Genomic DNA, 15,121 nt, shown 5'->3' with positions numbered 1-15,121 from the left:
CGTATCGAAACGCGAAACGCGGGAAACGCGCTTTCAAATTGTATTAATATCATATCTTTGATTACTTCAACAATATCATCTTCCGGGTCAACTTGTAAGCGCCTGATTGTATAGTATAATAATATATTCCGCTGGGCAAGCCGCTTCCGTCAAATTCTATTTCATAACTTCCCGCCGCTTTCTCTTTGTTAATTAATTCCGCGACTTCTTCCCCAAGAGAATTATACACTGTTAGTTTTACATGACTTCTTTCCGGCAATTCATATTTTATTTTCGTAACGGGATTGAACGGATTGGGATAATTTTGTTTCAATTCATATTCTGTCGGCAAAGAAGATTCGGATTCCAAGTTAGTTGTACCTTCAAAATCGAATTGAATACTATACGGCTGCGTTGATACTCCGTTTCCGCTATGAAGCCTAACATAATAAACGCCAGCAGACGAAATTTCGACATTTATGGTATAAGGATTAGTGTACATCATACGACCAACGTAAGGATCGGAGCCGGCAGCGCCGACCGGTATGCCGTTCGAATCATACAAATATAACCGATCAAAATCAGTAACCCAGCTTACCGTTGCCTTCCAATTTTTGACAGTAATTGTAAGAGTTCCCGAATCCGGGACCGCTATTTTATAGTAATCTTCGTCATTATATATATTTGTATTCATGTCAAGAGACTTCCACTGATAGGCAAATAATTCTTTTCCTAACTCCGCGTCGGCGGCTGTAGAAATATCGTCGTTCGGTTCATAGATGTCGTTTACAGGAATAAATACCGTTTTGATTTTGTAAGGTGTTGTGCTATAACCAACGCCACTGTGAAATCTAAGATAATACGTTCCGCCGTGTGTAAAATTGAGACTGTCTTCGTCGGGATTGCTCAACATCCAGTTCCAATAAGGATTGCCGTCGTCGCCGCTGCGAGAACCAATTGCTTCGAAAATTTCATTATATACATAAACACGATCGTAATCCAAGCCCCAGTTAAGGGTTGCCATCCAATCCACAATTTCAAGCTTTAATCTGCCCGGCGAGGGTAAATCAATTTTGTAATAATCTTCGTCATTATATACATAACTATTATTTATAAACCGCCACTGATAAGCAATTAAGTCACTGCCGATTGAAAGTCGTGTCGCCGAGGTAAATTCGTCGTTAGGCTCATGTTGATCTTGAGCATAAGTCGCTTCGATCGAAAGAGTAAAATTTTGCGTCGTCTGTCCCTGCGGCCAATCCCATGCTTCGCCAGAATGAATGTCAACATAATATATACCGGCTTTGCCAATGCGAGTAATATAAACCGAATCGGTTTCCATCATATGAAAAATATAGGGATCCCCTTCCCCGGTAAAATTACCTTCTATTCCAATCGGCTCTAAAGAAGCGTTATAAATATAGAGTCGATCATAATCTAAACCCCAGTTGTACGTCGACTTCCAATTTTGGAATTTGAATCTTAATTCGCACGGGGCGGGAACATCCAACTGATATCTGATTGTGCTTTTCGGTTCTTGGGTTAGATTGTATGCAGAACCTATTGACAGAAGCGGTTGCGCATAAATATTAAATGATATAAATAAGATCATAAACGAAAGGATCGTCTTGGTTCTCATAAATCCTCCTTCATTGTGGAGTAGTTGTTTTTATCTATTTATTTACTGCAATCCTTTCGTTTAACGCCCTCTTTAAAACAAAGAAATACTCGAAAAATAACCCCTTTAGATGGTTTGATTTTATTATTTCCAATACAAATAAAGTTATGTAGATGAAATTTGCAAGTTATTTTTTCAGTTATGGATTGTAAATTGATTTTGTTCACATGCACCCGGTTGCTTCGATACGTCCTTCGGACTACTCAGCAACCTTGCTTCTATTGAAATTTATGCTTGCACAAAACTATTTAGCAGTTTTGCATTTAAATCGAGCGTTGAGTAGCCCGATTTATCGGGCGTATCGAAATGCGGGAAGAATGAATTGGACATAATTATGAGAAATTAGACTTAGAATCTTCATACATTCAGAAGTAATTTAACCCGACTTGATTTCCATTCTTCGCTTCGCTTAAAACTACTCAGCAACCTTGCTTGTTTTGAAATCTATGCCCACACAAAACTACTAAGCAGTTTTGCATTTAAACCGAGCGTTGAGTAGCCCGATTTATCGGGCGTATCGAAACGCGAAACGCGAAACGCGGGGGTATTGAAAGTTATCCCTTCTTTCTAAACACTTTTTTAGCAAGTTGAGGCAGCAATTCGGGGCAACCGTTAATTAGAGCTTCTTTCTTTTGTCTGCGCCAGCCCTGAACTTGTTTCTCGCGATAATATGCCTCGTCAATTCTGTCATACTCCTCATAATAGATTAATTCAACGGGTTGTCTGCTCTTTGTGTACTTTGCTCCAATTTGATGTTGATGTTCCCAAAGTCTGCGTTCGATATCTTTTGTGCTTCCCGTATAATAACTGCCGTCAGAGCATTTTAATATGTACATATACCCTTTTGACATCTCGTCGGAATTTTAATTCCAATCAAGGAGAAAGCGCGATTATAGGAAAGATTTTCATTTACCGTCGATAAAATACATAAATTATCTCATTTACATATCGACGATTTTTGTTATCTTAAACCATAAAGATTATTATTGGAAGAAAAGTCGAGTCTTTAATTTAAGCGTGCAGGGCAAAACAAGACAATGCGTTTAACGATTTACAATAAATCATAGCATTTACAATGGAAAACACAAAGCTATCTCTTATCAGGGATTATTTAACTAAAATCAAATCGGCTAATAAAGAACTGACAAAAAAAGAGGCATTTAAAGATTTGTTAAATCGGCTGTATTCAAGCGACCAAACAATTCTCGAGCTAATTGACAAAATTACGCTCGGAGCCGAAAAAACAGTTGTAAATATTCCACGAAAAGATAAGCTGCACAAAGGAAGCGCAGACACGCTTTACAATCATATTATTATCGAATTTGAAAACGACCTAAAGAAAACTCTCAATCATGCAAAGGAGCAATTAGCCGGTTATCTCCTGGGACAATTAAGAGAGGGAGAAGGTTATAATTTTACTTTAATCGCCTCGGATTTTATTAACTGGAAGGTTTTTGCGCCGGATGTAAACTGTCTTGAGAAGATCGAATCGCTTAGGGAACACGAACTTATCCTAAATGAAATTCGTAGCGCATCGTTTTCGCTGAACGAACGAAACGCAGAAGAATTTTATTATTGGATTGACCGCTTTCTATTCAAAGAAGAAAAACAAAAAGCGACTTTAAAAAGAATCGAAGAAGCTTTCGGCTACCAAAGCAATATTTTTATCGAATCGTTCCGCGAACTATATAAGTGGTTTAACGAAGCAAAGAAGTTCGGGGAAGTTCAGGTTTCTTACGAACAGTGGAGTAAGTTTTTGAGCATCGCATACGGTTCTTTCGAAGCAAGGGACAACATTTTTCTAATTCATACATACCTTAGCATTTTTTCAAAAATGTTGGCGTATAGCGTTTTATCCAACGACGACTATATAGACGACAACGAAATGAGAGCCGTATTAGACGGAACAATTTTTCATAGATATAACATACTCAATTTTGTCGATAACGATTTTTTCCATTGGGTTAATACCGAACGAAGTTATAACAATTTGAAAAAAGTGTTCAGGCTGATTGCCCAGGAAATATCCAATTTCGATTTTACCGAAGTAAACGAGGATATTCTCAAAGGCGTCTATCAGGAATTAATCGACATTGACACAAGACATGCGCTCGGAGAGTATTACACTCCGGATTGGCTTTGCGAAAGAATTGTAAACGAGTTTGAATTTACAAAGAAAGATAAAATACTCGACCCAGCTTGCGGGAGCGGGTCTTTTTTAAGGGCTGCTATTCATAGAATAAAAGAGTTATATCCCGATATTTCAGTCGAAGAAATCAACGAACGGATTTATGGTATTGATATCCACCCGCTCAGCGTACAAATATCTAAAACGACCTTATTACTTGCGCTCGGTAAGGATATTAAAAACGCCAGAAAACCGATTTATTTAAATATTATTCTTGCAAATACGCTCCTTGCTCCCGAAGGAGTGGAAAATCTTTTCGGCAATGAGTTTCTATTGAATATCGACAGGGATAAATATTCATTAACTACACAGATACTCGAAGACGTTAAAATGTTTGACGAGGCTCTCGCCATTTGCGACGACCTTGCCGAACAAACTATGGGCAAAAAGAATGAATCGGAAGAAGTTTTTGAAAAGATTTTCAGAAGACACTTTGTTGAAAGAATAGGAAATAAATCGGGCGCAAACAAACAAATTATTCAAAGCTTTTATAAAATTTATACCGGATTGAAATCCGTTAAAGAAAAAGGGAGAGACAGCATCTGGAAGTTTATTGTCCAAAATCTGTATAAACCGTATTTCCTTGCCGGCAAGTTCGATTATATCGTCGGCAATCCTCCATGGTTTACTTATAGTTCGATTAGAAATGAAGAATATCAGAATATTCTAAATTCGTTAGCGGAAAAACTTCATGTTAAACCTCAAAAAGTGGCAAATTTTCCACACCTTGAAATAGCCGCAATTTTCTTTGCATATTGCAGCGGATATTTTCTGAATAATGAAGGCAAAATTGCTTTCGTGCTTCCCAGAAGCTTTTTTAGCGCCGATCATCACGAAAATACACGCAACGGCAAAGCAGTCGGATTTAAAATCTATAATGTATGGGATTTGAAAGATGTCAATCCGCTATTCAAAATTCCAAGCTGCGTTTTCTTTGCCGAAAAGAAAATTAAAAAAGAGAAAGTTACCGTTGTTAACGGAAAAATAATCGAAGGGAACCTACCGGACAACAACTGCAATCTTTTAATTGCAAAGGATTATATCAAAGAAACAATTGTTAAATGGCGTTATATAAAACAAGGAAACGCTTCCGCCTTTTCGACGCGTAAATCTAAATCCAACGATAAAGAAAATCCGTACAAAAAATTATTCAAACAAGGAGCCACGATTGTGCCGAGATGTTTCTACTTTGTAGATCTGGATCAGGAAACGCCCGATGATTTTCGCGACAGGATATTGAATATTAAAACTTCGGAAGCAATCAAAAACGACGCAAAAAAACCTTGGAAAGGACTCGAGTTTAAAGGAAAAATCGAAAGCCGGTTTCTTTTCAGAACCGCACTCGCTAAAAGTATTCTTCCTTTTGCCCTTTATAATCCCGATTTAATAGTTTTGCCGGCTATTATAATAACAAATGATAAAAACGAAAAAGAAATAAAACTCCTTTCCTCCGACGAACTAAGACAGGAAGGCTATTTGAACGCTTCAAAATGGTTTAAGAATGCCGAAAATATCTGGAATATTTATAAAACCGAAAAATCAAAAAAAATGACTTCGAATGATAGATTGGATTATCAGAGAGGATTAACTGAACAAAAGCTTAATGCGCAATATTTGGTGTTATATAATTCCTCGGCAAAGGATGCAAACGCAACGGTTGTAGACAGAGAAAGATTGGATTTAACTTTTGTTGCAGAGAGTGTATCGTATGTATTATATGCAGCAAATATTGAAGAAGCTTTTTTCCTTTCATCTATATTGAATTCAAATATTCCAAATAAATTAATGAAAGACTTTCAAGCAAGAGGATTATTTGGAGCTCGCCATGTACACAAAAAAATTCTCGATATATATTTTCCGAGATTTGATGAAAACGAAGAGACGCATATGAGACTTGCCCAATTGAGCGAGATTGCGCATAAAAAAGCGGAAAAATATCTTCTGGAAAATCCGCCTCAAAATCAACTGACGGCTACGCGTCTCGGCAGACTTCGTCTTGAAATAAAAAATCATCTTTCATCAGAAATGAAGGAAATAGATAAGCTTGTTAAGAAGATTGTAGGCTAACCGGTTGCTTCGATACGTCCTTCGGACTACTCAGCAACCTTGCTTCTATTGAAATTTATGCTTGCACAAAACTATTTAGCAGCTTTGCATTTAAACCGAGCGTTGAGTAGCCCGATTTATCGGGCGTATCGAAATGCGGGAAGAATGAATTGGACATAATTATGAGAAATTAGACTTAGAATCTTCATACATTCAGAAGTAATTTAACCCGACTTGATTTCCATTCTTCGCTTCGATCAAAACTACACAGCAACCTTGCTTGTTTTGAAATCTATGCCCACACAAAACTACTAAGCAGTTTTGCATTTAAATCGAGCGTTGAGTAGCCCGATTTATCGGGCGTATCGTAATGTGGAAAGAATGAATGTAGATATAATTATGAAAAATTAAACCGAGAATCTTCATGCATTTAGAAGTAATTTAACCCGGCTTGTTTTCATTCTTCACTTTGCTCAAAACAACTCAGCAACCTTGCTTGTTTTGAAATCTATGCCCACACAAAACTACTAAGCAGTTTTGCATTTAAATCGAGCGTTGAGTAGCCTGATTTATCGGGCGTATCGAAACGCGAAACGCGAAACGTCAAACGCGGGAAACGCGCTTTCAAATTATATTAACATCATGCCAGTTATTACTTCAACAATATCATCTTCCGGGTCAACTTGTAAGAGCCCGATTGTATCGTATAATAATATATTCCGCTGGGCAAGCCGCTTCCGTCAAATTCTATTTCATAACTTCCCGCCGTCTGCTCTTTGTTAATTAGTTCTGCGACTTCTTCCCCAAGCGAATTATACACTGTTAATTTTATGTGACTTCTTTCCGGCAATTCATATTTAATTTTCGTAACAGGATTGAACGGATTGGGATAATTTTGAGAAACAATAAAATATCCCGGAATTACATCATCGTCTTTTACAGAAACCGGGATGAGTCCTTTAATGGCTATATAATCGAAACTCATCCAATTCCAGAAACCGTGAATCGCAATAACATTATTTCCTTTGTTTAGAGGCACATAAATACCGCGTTTAAGCCACGAGGTTTTGTTCGGAGCGGTAAATTCAACTGCTGCAATTGTATCGCCGTTTACAACCAAATACTGAGTCTTGGGCGACTCAAACGTTAATTGATAAGACATAATTAACAAGTAATCGCCGTCTTCGGGAGCTTCGATATTGTCGAAAGTTAAAGTCCAGGCATCGCGCAATTCCAGATATTTGCCGCCGCTCGTAGCCGGCGAACTGAGTATATTGCCTTGTCCAGTATAAGAACCGTTTTCCGCTTCGAAGATTGTCGTTTCCGCGTTATCAACAACATAAACTTCAAAAGGCTCCGATTGAACTGTAATGCTGTCGTTGTCGGTTACGCGAACGATAATATTGTAAGTTCCAAATTGTTCCGGCGTCCAGCTAACTTTAAACGGAGCGTTGTTTGCCGTTCCTATCGGAATACCGTCTGCATAGAATTCTGCTTTTACTACTTCCCCGTCGCTGTCGTTTGCGTCGGCGGTAATGTTTACTTTTTTATTGGGTTCGGTCACATTACCGAAATCCGTTGTAACTTTTGCTTCAGGCGGTTTCTTTTGCGACAGCTTTCCGTATGCGGCAATTTCATAAATAGAATATCCCCACTGAGTAGCCCGTTTAAGAAAATGAAATTTAATAAACCGCCCGCTTACGGGATTTTCAAAAATAATATTATCCTGATTTCCGTCTCCGTTTCTTTCCTCATATACAGTCTGCCATAAATACCCGTCGTACGAAACTTCAATATCGTATTGCGAGCCGTATGCCGTTTCCCAATAAAGAATGATTCTTTCCAGATCGATCGGCTCGCCGAGGTCTACCATCAACCATTCGTCATCCGGATTGTCGTCCAGATTCGGGTCTGCAACCGTAGTTTCGGACTCCTGCTGCCATGCGCTGCTCCATCTTGTATTCATATCTCCGTCGACCGCATATTCCGGAATAAGTTCGTCTCCGCAGCACGCCTCGTATGTAGATGCTGTTACATTATGATTCAAAGCTCGGTTAATCATATCCGGGTCAAGCACTTCGACTGTTACGACTGCCGTATCGGCTTCGTTAGGGTTTTCCCTGTTAATTGCTATGAGCGTATAAACGGTTGTTTCCGCGGGCGATATTGTAATAGATCCTACCGTATCTACGCTGTTTCCGTTAAGAGTAACTGTCGAAGCTCCAAAAACGGTCCACGATAACGTTGTGCTTTGTCCGGTTTCGAGCGTTGTTCTTCCCGCAGTAAACGAAGCTATTTTAAAACCAGGGTTTACATCGGCTAGAAACGGAGCGGCGGGGAGTTCTTCTTTGTTGTATAAATTGGCGTTTGCCGGATTATACTCCCAGGCATAACGTACTTTAACCGGCTCGGCAATATCGTCGTTCCACACAAGCGCTTTATTGCTGTCAATTACGGCATTAGCCCAAACCCAGTTCGTATTGTCGCTTGTAACCGCAAATGAATAGACCTCGCCGTTGTCGGAATTCTTTGCCATAAGCCCGCCGCCGATATGATCGAAATAAATTTCTATCTTGCCGTCGTCTCTCAACAAATTGCCTTTATAACGCGGACCTGAGTACACAATATCCTCTCCGTAGGCTATTTTACGGGCAAGCAACGACAAACGGTAACCGACCGGTTCTTTCTTGGGCGGATGAATATCCAACGAGCCGACATCGATTGCCACAGCTTCTCCGGTATTTGGCAGAGACAGCGCTTTCGATTGTTGAGCTCTTAGTTGAGGCCAGGCGTCCCATGTTTGGGGCTGATCATAAACCTGTCCGAAATTCGGAAGCTGCACCCACAAAAACGGAAAATCGCCTAAGTTCCATAGTTGGCGCCATCCGTTAATTAATTTAATGAATAATTCTCCGTAGGCAAGAGCGTCGTTCATATTATCGCCGTTCGATTCTGCCTGATACCAAATTACGCCTTTAATCGGGAAACCGACTATCGGATGAATCATTCTGTTGAAAGCAACGGTAGGCTGCCTTTCAGGCTCTCCGTTTGCAAGTTTAACGTCCTGCTCGTCGAAACCGAGCATCTCATCGCTCATCCATGTTTCGATTCGGCTGCCGCCGTATGAGGAATTAATTATACCGATCGGAATGTTCAAATCTTTGTAAAGATAATTTGCAAAAAAGAAACCGACAGCGCTCCAATTGCCCGCATATTGAGGAGTCGCCGGCATCCAATAACTTCCGGACGGAACTTCGTCAACGGGTTCGTCGGATAATCCTTTTGCAACTTTAAACTGCCTTATTAACTGAGTGTTTGCGGAAGAAATTGCAGCGCTTCCTCCCGTAGCATTGTTGAGAGTATATTCCATGTTCGATTGACCCGAAGCAAGCCATACGTCGCCTATATAAACATTATTGCGTGTAATTGATTGGTTTCCCGAAGTTACCTTCAAAACAAAAGGTCCGCCCGCTTCCATTGCAGGCAATGCCGTTTGCCATTTTCCCAGGCTGTCGGCTATAGCGCTAATAATATTCCCTTCTAAATCTACAGTTACGCTGTCTCCCGGAGCGGCTTTGCCCCAAATCGGAATTTCATGCTCGCGCTGCAAAACCATCCCGTTCCCGAAAATGTAAGGCAGCGACAGCTGCGCATGGGTTAACGTGGGCGCCGCAAAAAGAATAGCTGCAAATAATAATAATTGAAAATATTTTTTCATGGTATACCCCCGCAAAAAAATGTATGTCTATAATCAAAAATAAAATTTATCTAATAATAATTTGATATTTGATTTCAATAAAATTAGTTTTTCCGTGACAATTATAAAAGAGGCGCTTATGTATAAAAAAATTTTTCTTTTAATGACGTTAATTCCGTTCGTTATTTCCGCTCAATCCGGAAAAGTATTCGATAACTTATCAATGAAATCGGAAATCTTAAAAGGGGAAAGAAAGTATGCAGTTTATCTGCCGCCGGATTACGATCTGTCGGAGCGAAGCTATCCCGTGCTCTATCTTCTTCACGGGTACAGCGACGACCAATCGGGATGGATTCAGTTCGGAGAGGTATTGCACATCGCAGACAAAGCGATAAAAGAAGGCAAAGCCACTCCGATGATTATTGTAATGCCGAACGCCGACGTTCCATACCGAGGGTACGTTAACCGTCCCGAGACCGATTATCGGTATGAAGATTTCTTTATTAACGAATTCATACCGTACATCGAAAAAACTTACAGAATCCGGTCGCAGAAACGCTACCGCGCTATTGCGGGACTGTCGATGGGTGGCGAGGGAACATTTATCTATGCGTTGCATCACCCCGAGCTTTTTTCGTCGGCATGCCCTCTGAGCGCGGCTACAGGTCCTTCCAATCCGGACAGTCTGAACAGCTATTACATCCTCAGGGGAATAGAAAATTTATCTGAAGAAAAAGCGTTGGAATTTTATAATAATTATAATGTGATTAATTTGATAAACAATTTGCCCGCCGAACGGTTGAAATCGGTCAGATGGTATATCGACTGCGGCGACGACGATTTTCTTACGATCATGAATTCGGAAGTTCATATTGCAATGACAAAGAAAGGGATACCGCACGAATTCAGAATGAGAGACGGCGCGCATAATTGGACATACTGGCGCGAATCGCTGCCGAACGTGCTTAAATTCATTTCCGACGCTTTTCATCAATATTGATTATGAACAGAGACAAACAACTTAAACGACTTTTATCCGATAAAGGCGAAGTTTGGGATATTATAATAATCGGCGGCGGCGCTACCGGCTTGGGCGCCGCCGTCGATGCGGCTTCAAGAGGGTTTAAAACGCTGCTGGTAGAACAATACGACTTTTCGAAAGGAACATCGAGCAGAAGCACAAAACTTGTTCACGGCGGAGTCCGGTATCTGGCGCAGGGCGATTTGTCGCTCGTGTTCGAAGCTCTGCACGAACGAGGTCTCCTGATGCAAAACGCGCCTCACCTCGTTAAGAATCAACAGTTCATTATTCCGGCTTATGAATGGTGGGAAGGTCCGTTTTATAATATCGGAATGAAAGTTTACGATTTAATGGCGGGCAAACTCGGTCTGGGTCCATCGGAAAAAATTTCAAAAGAAGAAACATTAAATGCAATTCCCAATCTCGATCCCGAAGGATTGCTCGGCGGAGTAATCTATTACGACGGTCAATTCGACGACTCGCGACTGGCTGTTAATCTGGCTCAAACAGCATACGAAAACGGAGCTCTTCTGCTCAACTATGTAAAGGCGGTCGGGTTTACGAAAGACAGGAAAGGAATTCTTAACGGCGTTAATTTACTCGACGTCGAAACGGGTAATGTTTTTCACGTTAAAGGAAAAACTTTTATCAATGCAGCCGGAATATTTGTCGGCGATATTAAAAATATGGACGAAGGCGAAAGATCGAATTCGGTGGTTCTGAGCCGCGGCATTCATATTGTGCTCGACAAATCGTTTCTGCAGGGTGATTCGGCGATTATGATACCTCACACTACGGACGGAAGAGTTTTGTTTGCCGTTCCGTGGCACGATAAAGTGATACTCGGCACAACCGATACCGAAGTCGATAAACCCGAAATCGAACCGAGAGCTTCCGAAGAAGAGATCGATTTTCTTCTTTCGAATTCGGCGCGCTATCTTTCGAAAGACCCGCAACGATCCGATATTTTGAGCGTCTTTGCGGGTTTGAGACCGCTGGCTATTTCGGAGGGTAAAGCTATCCCGACAAAAGACATTTCCAGAAAACATCAGATTTCGATTTCCCCGTCCGGATTGATTACCATAACCGGGGGCAAATGGACAATCTACAGAAAAATGGGCGAGGATTTAATTGATCATGCAATCCTTGTTGGGGGACTCGAAGAACGCGGGTCGGTTACAAAAAATCTTCCCATTCACGGCTATCTTAAAAATACCAATCATAACGAACCGCTCTACTATTACGGCGCGGATAAATTTCAAATCGAAGAAAGAATTATTGCCAAAGACAAAAAATTGAGCGAACCGATTCATCCCGACTTGCCATACATAAAAGCGGAAATTGTTTGGGCGGTTAGAAACGAAATGGCAAGAACGGTCGAAGACTTTCTTTCGAGAAGAATTCGTGCCCTTTTGCTCGACTCAAAAGCAAGCAGCGAAATGGCTCCGGTTGTAGCCGAATTGATGGCTAATGAATTAAAGAAAGACAACGAATGGATAGAAACTCAAATTAAAGAATACACGAGACTTGCCAAAGGATATTTGCCTGAAGGTGACGAATAAAAAAATTTATATCGTAGCTCATCGGGGAGCGTCGGACGACGCGCCCGAAAATACAATTCCTTCTTTTCAAAAAGCTTTTGCGGAAGGCGCGGATTTTATTGAAGGAGATTTCTGGCTTACAAACGATAATCATATCGTGTGTATTCACGACTCCGATACGAAAAGGACTTCCAAAAGAGGAACGAAATTAAACGTCGTAAAAACCAAGCTTTCGGAATTGAAATCCGTCGACGTGGGCAGCTGGAAAAATCCACAATTCAAAGGAACATCGATTCCGACTTTAGAAGAGATCATCGATATAATTCCGGCCGACCGGGGCCTCTTTATCGAAATTAAAGACGACAGAAAAGAATTTCTGATTAAGCTTTCGGAAACTCTGAAGAACAAAAAATTATCGCCTGACCGGCTGAGAATAATCGCGTTTAATCCAGACACGATTATTTCGGCAAAAAAATTATTTCCGGAAATTAAAACCTATTGGCTGTTCGAATGGTTTTCATCAAAGCGAAAATGTCTTAACGGAATAGCGCACAAACGATTGATGCATACGTTAAAAAAACTCAACTGCGACGGCGTCGATCTCAACAACGCGTTGTATATAGACAATAATCTGGTAGAAAGCCTTAAAGAGCTCGGACTTGAGTTATGCGTTTATAATGTTGAAAGCAGTGCAGACGCGGTTCGTCTGGCAAAACTCGGAGTCGACTACATAACTACAAATTCGCCGGCTAAGATAATCGATTATTTAAATTCATCGATATACCTTGAATAAAATTATGCTTCGTCTCTTTTGAAAAGCGTATAAACATACGGGCGTTCCCCTCCGCCCGGATTAATGTAAACGTAGTCTTCGGATTTAATCAATTTGAAATCATTGCCCACTCTTTTTTGTAATTCGTCGACAGAATAGCGATGAACGTTCAACCCGGCGCATTTTTGAGCGCCTTTTAATGAAAATTCCGCCAGCATAACATATCCGTTCCTTTTAACGATGCGATTGAGATTCTCGAAATATCCTTGAATCTCTGTTTCCTCAATCAGAAAATGAAGAACCGCGCGGTCTATCCATATGTCCGCAGCCGGAATTTCTTCAGGCAAAGGCTTAGATATATCGCCGCAATACCAATGATGTTTTCCGGGATTTTCAATTCTATTGCGCAGCGCCGTTAACGCCTCGTCGCTTATATCGTTCAGTACAAGGAGAGCGCCCTTTTCGATCAGAGTATCTGTCAATCTGGAAGTGCCCGCGCCCGGAAGAAAAACAACTTTGTTTTCTAAGTCTACTCCGTCCAGAAAATCGACGGTTTTAGAAACTTCTCTTTCATACCAGCCGAGTTTTTCTTCCGGGGTTTCTTTGAAAATTTTATTCCAATGTTGCTGAAGTGGATTCATTTATATCCTTTTGCTTTTATGCAATTAATTTTATTTGCTCTCGAATTGTAGTTTCCTCAAATTTGCTTCGATGAAATAATAATCGGCATAGATTATCGGTACGTCGATCTCCGAATTTGCCGGCTTGTTTCCGGTCGAGTGCTTTAATATAAATCCGGCATTGGTTCCCGGCGAAGCCAGATACTCCGGCTGCGAAAGTGCGTTCATAATTTTGTCGGCATAAGTTTTATATTTTACTTTTCGGGAAAGTTTCGCCAATTCATAGAATGCCGAAGCCATAATCGCCGCAGCAGAAGCGTCCTTCGGATAATCCGCCGCGTCGTAATCCCAAAACGGAATCATATCTTCAGGCAGATGTTTGGAAATATATTCCGCCATACTTTCAGCTTGTTTCAGATAACGACTTTCACCGGTTTCGCGATAGCACATTGTAAAACCGTATAAACCCCAAGCCTGACCTCTTGCCCAGCAAGACTCATCGGAGTATCCCTGGTGAGTATTTCTTTTCTCAACTTTTCCAGTCGTTGTATCGTAACTTAAAACGTGCCACGTGCTGTAATCTTGTCTGAAATGATTTTTCATTGTAGTGTTGGCGTGTGTTACTGCAATATTATAAAAACTCGAATCCCCGGTTTCTTTTGTAGCCCAAAATAATAATTCAAGATTCATCATATTGTCGATAATTACGGGATATTGCCAAACGCCATCGTGTCCGTCCCACGATTTAATGCACCCGATCTTCGGATTGAATCGGGATGCAAGTGTTTTAGCGGCGTTGATCAATATCTGTTTGTATTGTTCGTTTCCGGTCAGTTTGTAGCCGTTTCCGAAACTGCAATAGATCATAAAACCGAGGTCGTGGGTAGTATTGTTGAACTGTTGTCCTTCGAGAATTTCTGTAAACGTTTTAGCGGCATTAAGCCACTTTTCGTCTTTTGTATATTCATAAAGATACCACAAACTGCCGGGGAAAAATCCGCTTGTCCAGTCGTACGGCTCGACCGTATTTACATTCCCCGAATCGTCAACCGAACGCGGCAATTTATCCGTATCTCCGATCAATTGAAGCATGTATGAATATTGCTCGGCGGCTCTCTTAATATTTCTCTTTGCCGTTTCTTTATCAAAAGTGTATAAAGCGGTCGCAACAAACAATAGCGGCACGCCAATAAAAACTAACGGCTTTAAAAAAGATTTCATTTTATTTCCCTGCGTTAACTTAAAGAATCAGCACAAATATAAGAATCAGAGAATTAAAAGGAATTTTTATATCGCCCCAAACATTTTTTTAGTACCAAATTAACGGGTTTGCAAATTCAGAAGATTGTTTTTCACTTTGAGCGCCGGGGTTCTTAGTTGTGCAACTTTTAATGCGGAAAGTTGAATTCCATAACTAAAATCCCAAAACGAAGAACACCCAAACTCCCCAACCCAAAATCCCAAATCCCTAATCCCTGATCCCTAACCCCTAATTAACATCGAACAAATTAATTCCTTTTATAGGCGTCCCAGTTATCGGTTGATAAAATAGCTATAAGTCGTTAAAAGACAAAAAGAT

General features: G+C 40.6%; 9 protein-coding genes. 4 read left to right on the top strand and 5 right to left on the bottom strand.

The window, feature by feature from the left end; genetic code table 11:
- Positions 1-61 precede the first annotated feature (61 nt).
- Positions 62-1,618: a T9SS type A sorting domain-containing protein gene (locus tag ACSSWA_RS13470; protein ID WP_437357072.1), complete on the bottom strand. Its 1,557-nt coding sequence runs from the start codon at positions 1,616-1,618 to the stop codon at positions 62-64.
- Positions 1,619-2,211: 593 nt separating this feature from the next.
- Positions 2,212-2,493: a GIY-YIG nuclease family protein gene (locus ACSSWA_RS13465; RefSeq protein WP_437357071.1), complete on the bottom strand. Its 282-nt coding sequence runs from the start codon at positions 2,491-2,493 to the stop codon at positions 2,212-2,214.
- 239 nt (positions 2,494-2,732) lie between these two features.
- Between ACSSWA_RS13465 and ACSSWA_RS13460 the strand changes: the two genes are divergently transcribed.
- Positions 2,733-5,912: an N-6 DNA methylase gene (locus ACSSWA_RS13460; protein WP_437357070.1), complete on the top strand. Its 3,180-nt coding sequence runs from the start codon at positions 2,733-2,735 to the stop codon at positions 5,910-5,912.
- Positions 5,913-6,543: 631 nt separating this feature from the next.
- On the opposite strand, the gene ACSSWA_RS13455 is transcribed toward ACSSWA_RS13460, so the two are convergent.
- Positions 6,544-9,609, bottom strand: coding sequence for a discoidin domain-containing protein (locus ACSSWA_RS13455; protein ID WP_437357069.1), 3,066 nt, complete (start codon positions 9,607-9,609; stop codon positions 6,544-6,546).
- Between the two features lie 118 nt (positions 9,610-9,727).
- On the opposite strand from ACSSWA_RS13455, the gene ACSSWA_RS13450 reads away from it, so the two are divergent.
- The 3 genes from ACSSWA_RS13450 to ACSSWA_RS13440 are packed head-to-tail and all read left to right on the top strand — an operon-like array spanning position 9,728 to position 12,943.
- Positions 9,728-10,588 carry an alpha/beta hydrolase gene (locus ACSSWA_RS13450; protein WP_437357068.1) on the top strand — a complete coding sequence of 287 codons (861 nt, stop codon included), beginning with the start codon at positions 9,728-9,730 and terminating at the stop codon, positions 10,586-10,588.
- A gap of 2 nt (positions 10,589-10,590) precedes the next feature.
- On the top strand, positions 10,591-12,171 hold the full coding sequence (locus ACSSWA_RS13445; protein WP_437357067.1) for a glycerol-3-phosphate dehydrogenase/oxidase: 1,581 nt from the start codon (positions 10,591-10,593) through the stop codon (positions 12,169-12,171).
- Entirely contained in the window at positions 12,161-12,943 is a 783-nt protein-coding gene (locus ACSSWA_RS13440) for a glycerophosphodiester phosphodiesterase (protein WP_437357066.1), read from the top strand. Before ACSSWA_RS13445 ends, ACSSWA_RS13440 begins: the two co-directional genes overlap by 11 nt.
- Before the next feature lie 2 nt (positions 12,944-12,945).
- On the opposite strand, the gene ACSSWA_RS13435 is transcribed toward ACSSWA_RS13440, so the two are convergent.
- Both ACSSWA_RS13435 and ACSSWA_RS13430 read right to left on the bottom strand, forming a co-directional pair.
- Positions 12,946-13,563, bottom strand: a complete 618-nt coding sequence (locus tag ACSSWA_RS13435; protein ID WP_437357065.1) for a class I SAM-dependent methyltransferase — start codon at positions 13,561-13,563, stop codon at positions 12,946-12,948.
- Between the two features lie 30 nt (positions 13,564-13,593).
- Positions 13,594-14,763, bottom strand: a complete 1,170-nt coding sequence (locus ACSSWA_RS13430) for a glycoside hydrolase family 88 protein (RefSeq protein WP_437357064.1) — start codon at positions 14,761-14,763, stop codon at positions 13,594-13,596.
- Positions 14,764-15,121: the final 358 nt, after the last annotated feature.

The organism is Melioribacter sp. Ez-97 (assembly GCF_051488665.1).
In the GTDB taxonomy this organism is placed as follows: domain Bacteria; phylum Bacteroidota; class Ignavibacteria; order Ignavibacteriales; family Melioribacteraceae; genus Melioribacter.
The sequence above is the reverse complement of the archived record's forward strand: the minus strand, read 5'-3'. Positions and strand labels throughout refer to the sequence as shown.

What these genes read in the sequence shown, in the direction of transcription:
- ACSSWA_RS13430 (WP_437357064.1), bottom strand. Translation starts at nt 14,763, where the DNA reads ATGAAATCTTTTTTAAAGCCGTTAGTTTTTATTGGCGTGCCGCTATTG.
- ACSSWA_RS13455 (WP_437357069.1), bottom strand. Translation starts at nt 9,609, where the DNA reads ATGAAAAAATATTTTCAATTATTATTATTTGCAGCTATTCTTTTTGCG.
- ACSSWA_RS13470 (WP_437357072.1), bottom strand. Translation starts at nt 1,618, where the DNA reads ATGAGAACCAAGACGATCCTTTCGTTTATGATCTTATTTATATCATTT.
- ACSSWA_RS13435 (WP_437357065.1), bottom strand. Translation starts at nt 13,563, where the DNA reads ATGAATCCACTTCAGCAACATTGGAATAAAATTTTCAAAGAAACCCCG.
- ACSSWA_RS13450 (WP_437357068.1), top strand. Translation starts at nt 9,728, where the DNA reads ATGTATAAAAAAATTTTTCTTTTAATGACGTTAATTCCGTTCGTTATT.
- ACSSWA_RS13465 (WP_437357071.1), bottom strand. Translation starts at nt 2,493, where the DNA reads ATGTACATATTAAAATGCTCTGACGGCAGTTATTATACGGGAAGCACA.
- ACSSWA_RS13445 (WP_437357067.1), top strand. Translation starts at nt 10,591, where the DNA reads ATGAACAGAGACAAACAACTTAAACGACTTTTATCCGATAAAGGCGAA.
- ACSSWA_RS13460 (WP_437357070.1), top strand. Translation starts at nt 2,733, where the DNA reads ATGGAAAACACAAAGCTATCTCTTATCAGGGATTATTTAACTAAAATC.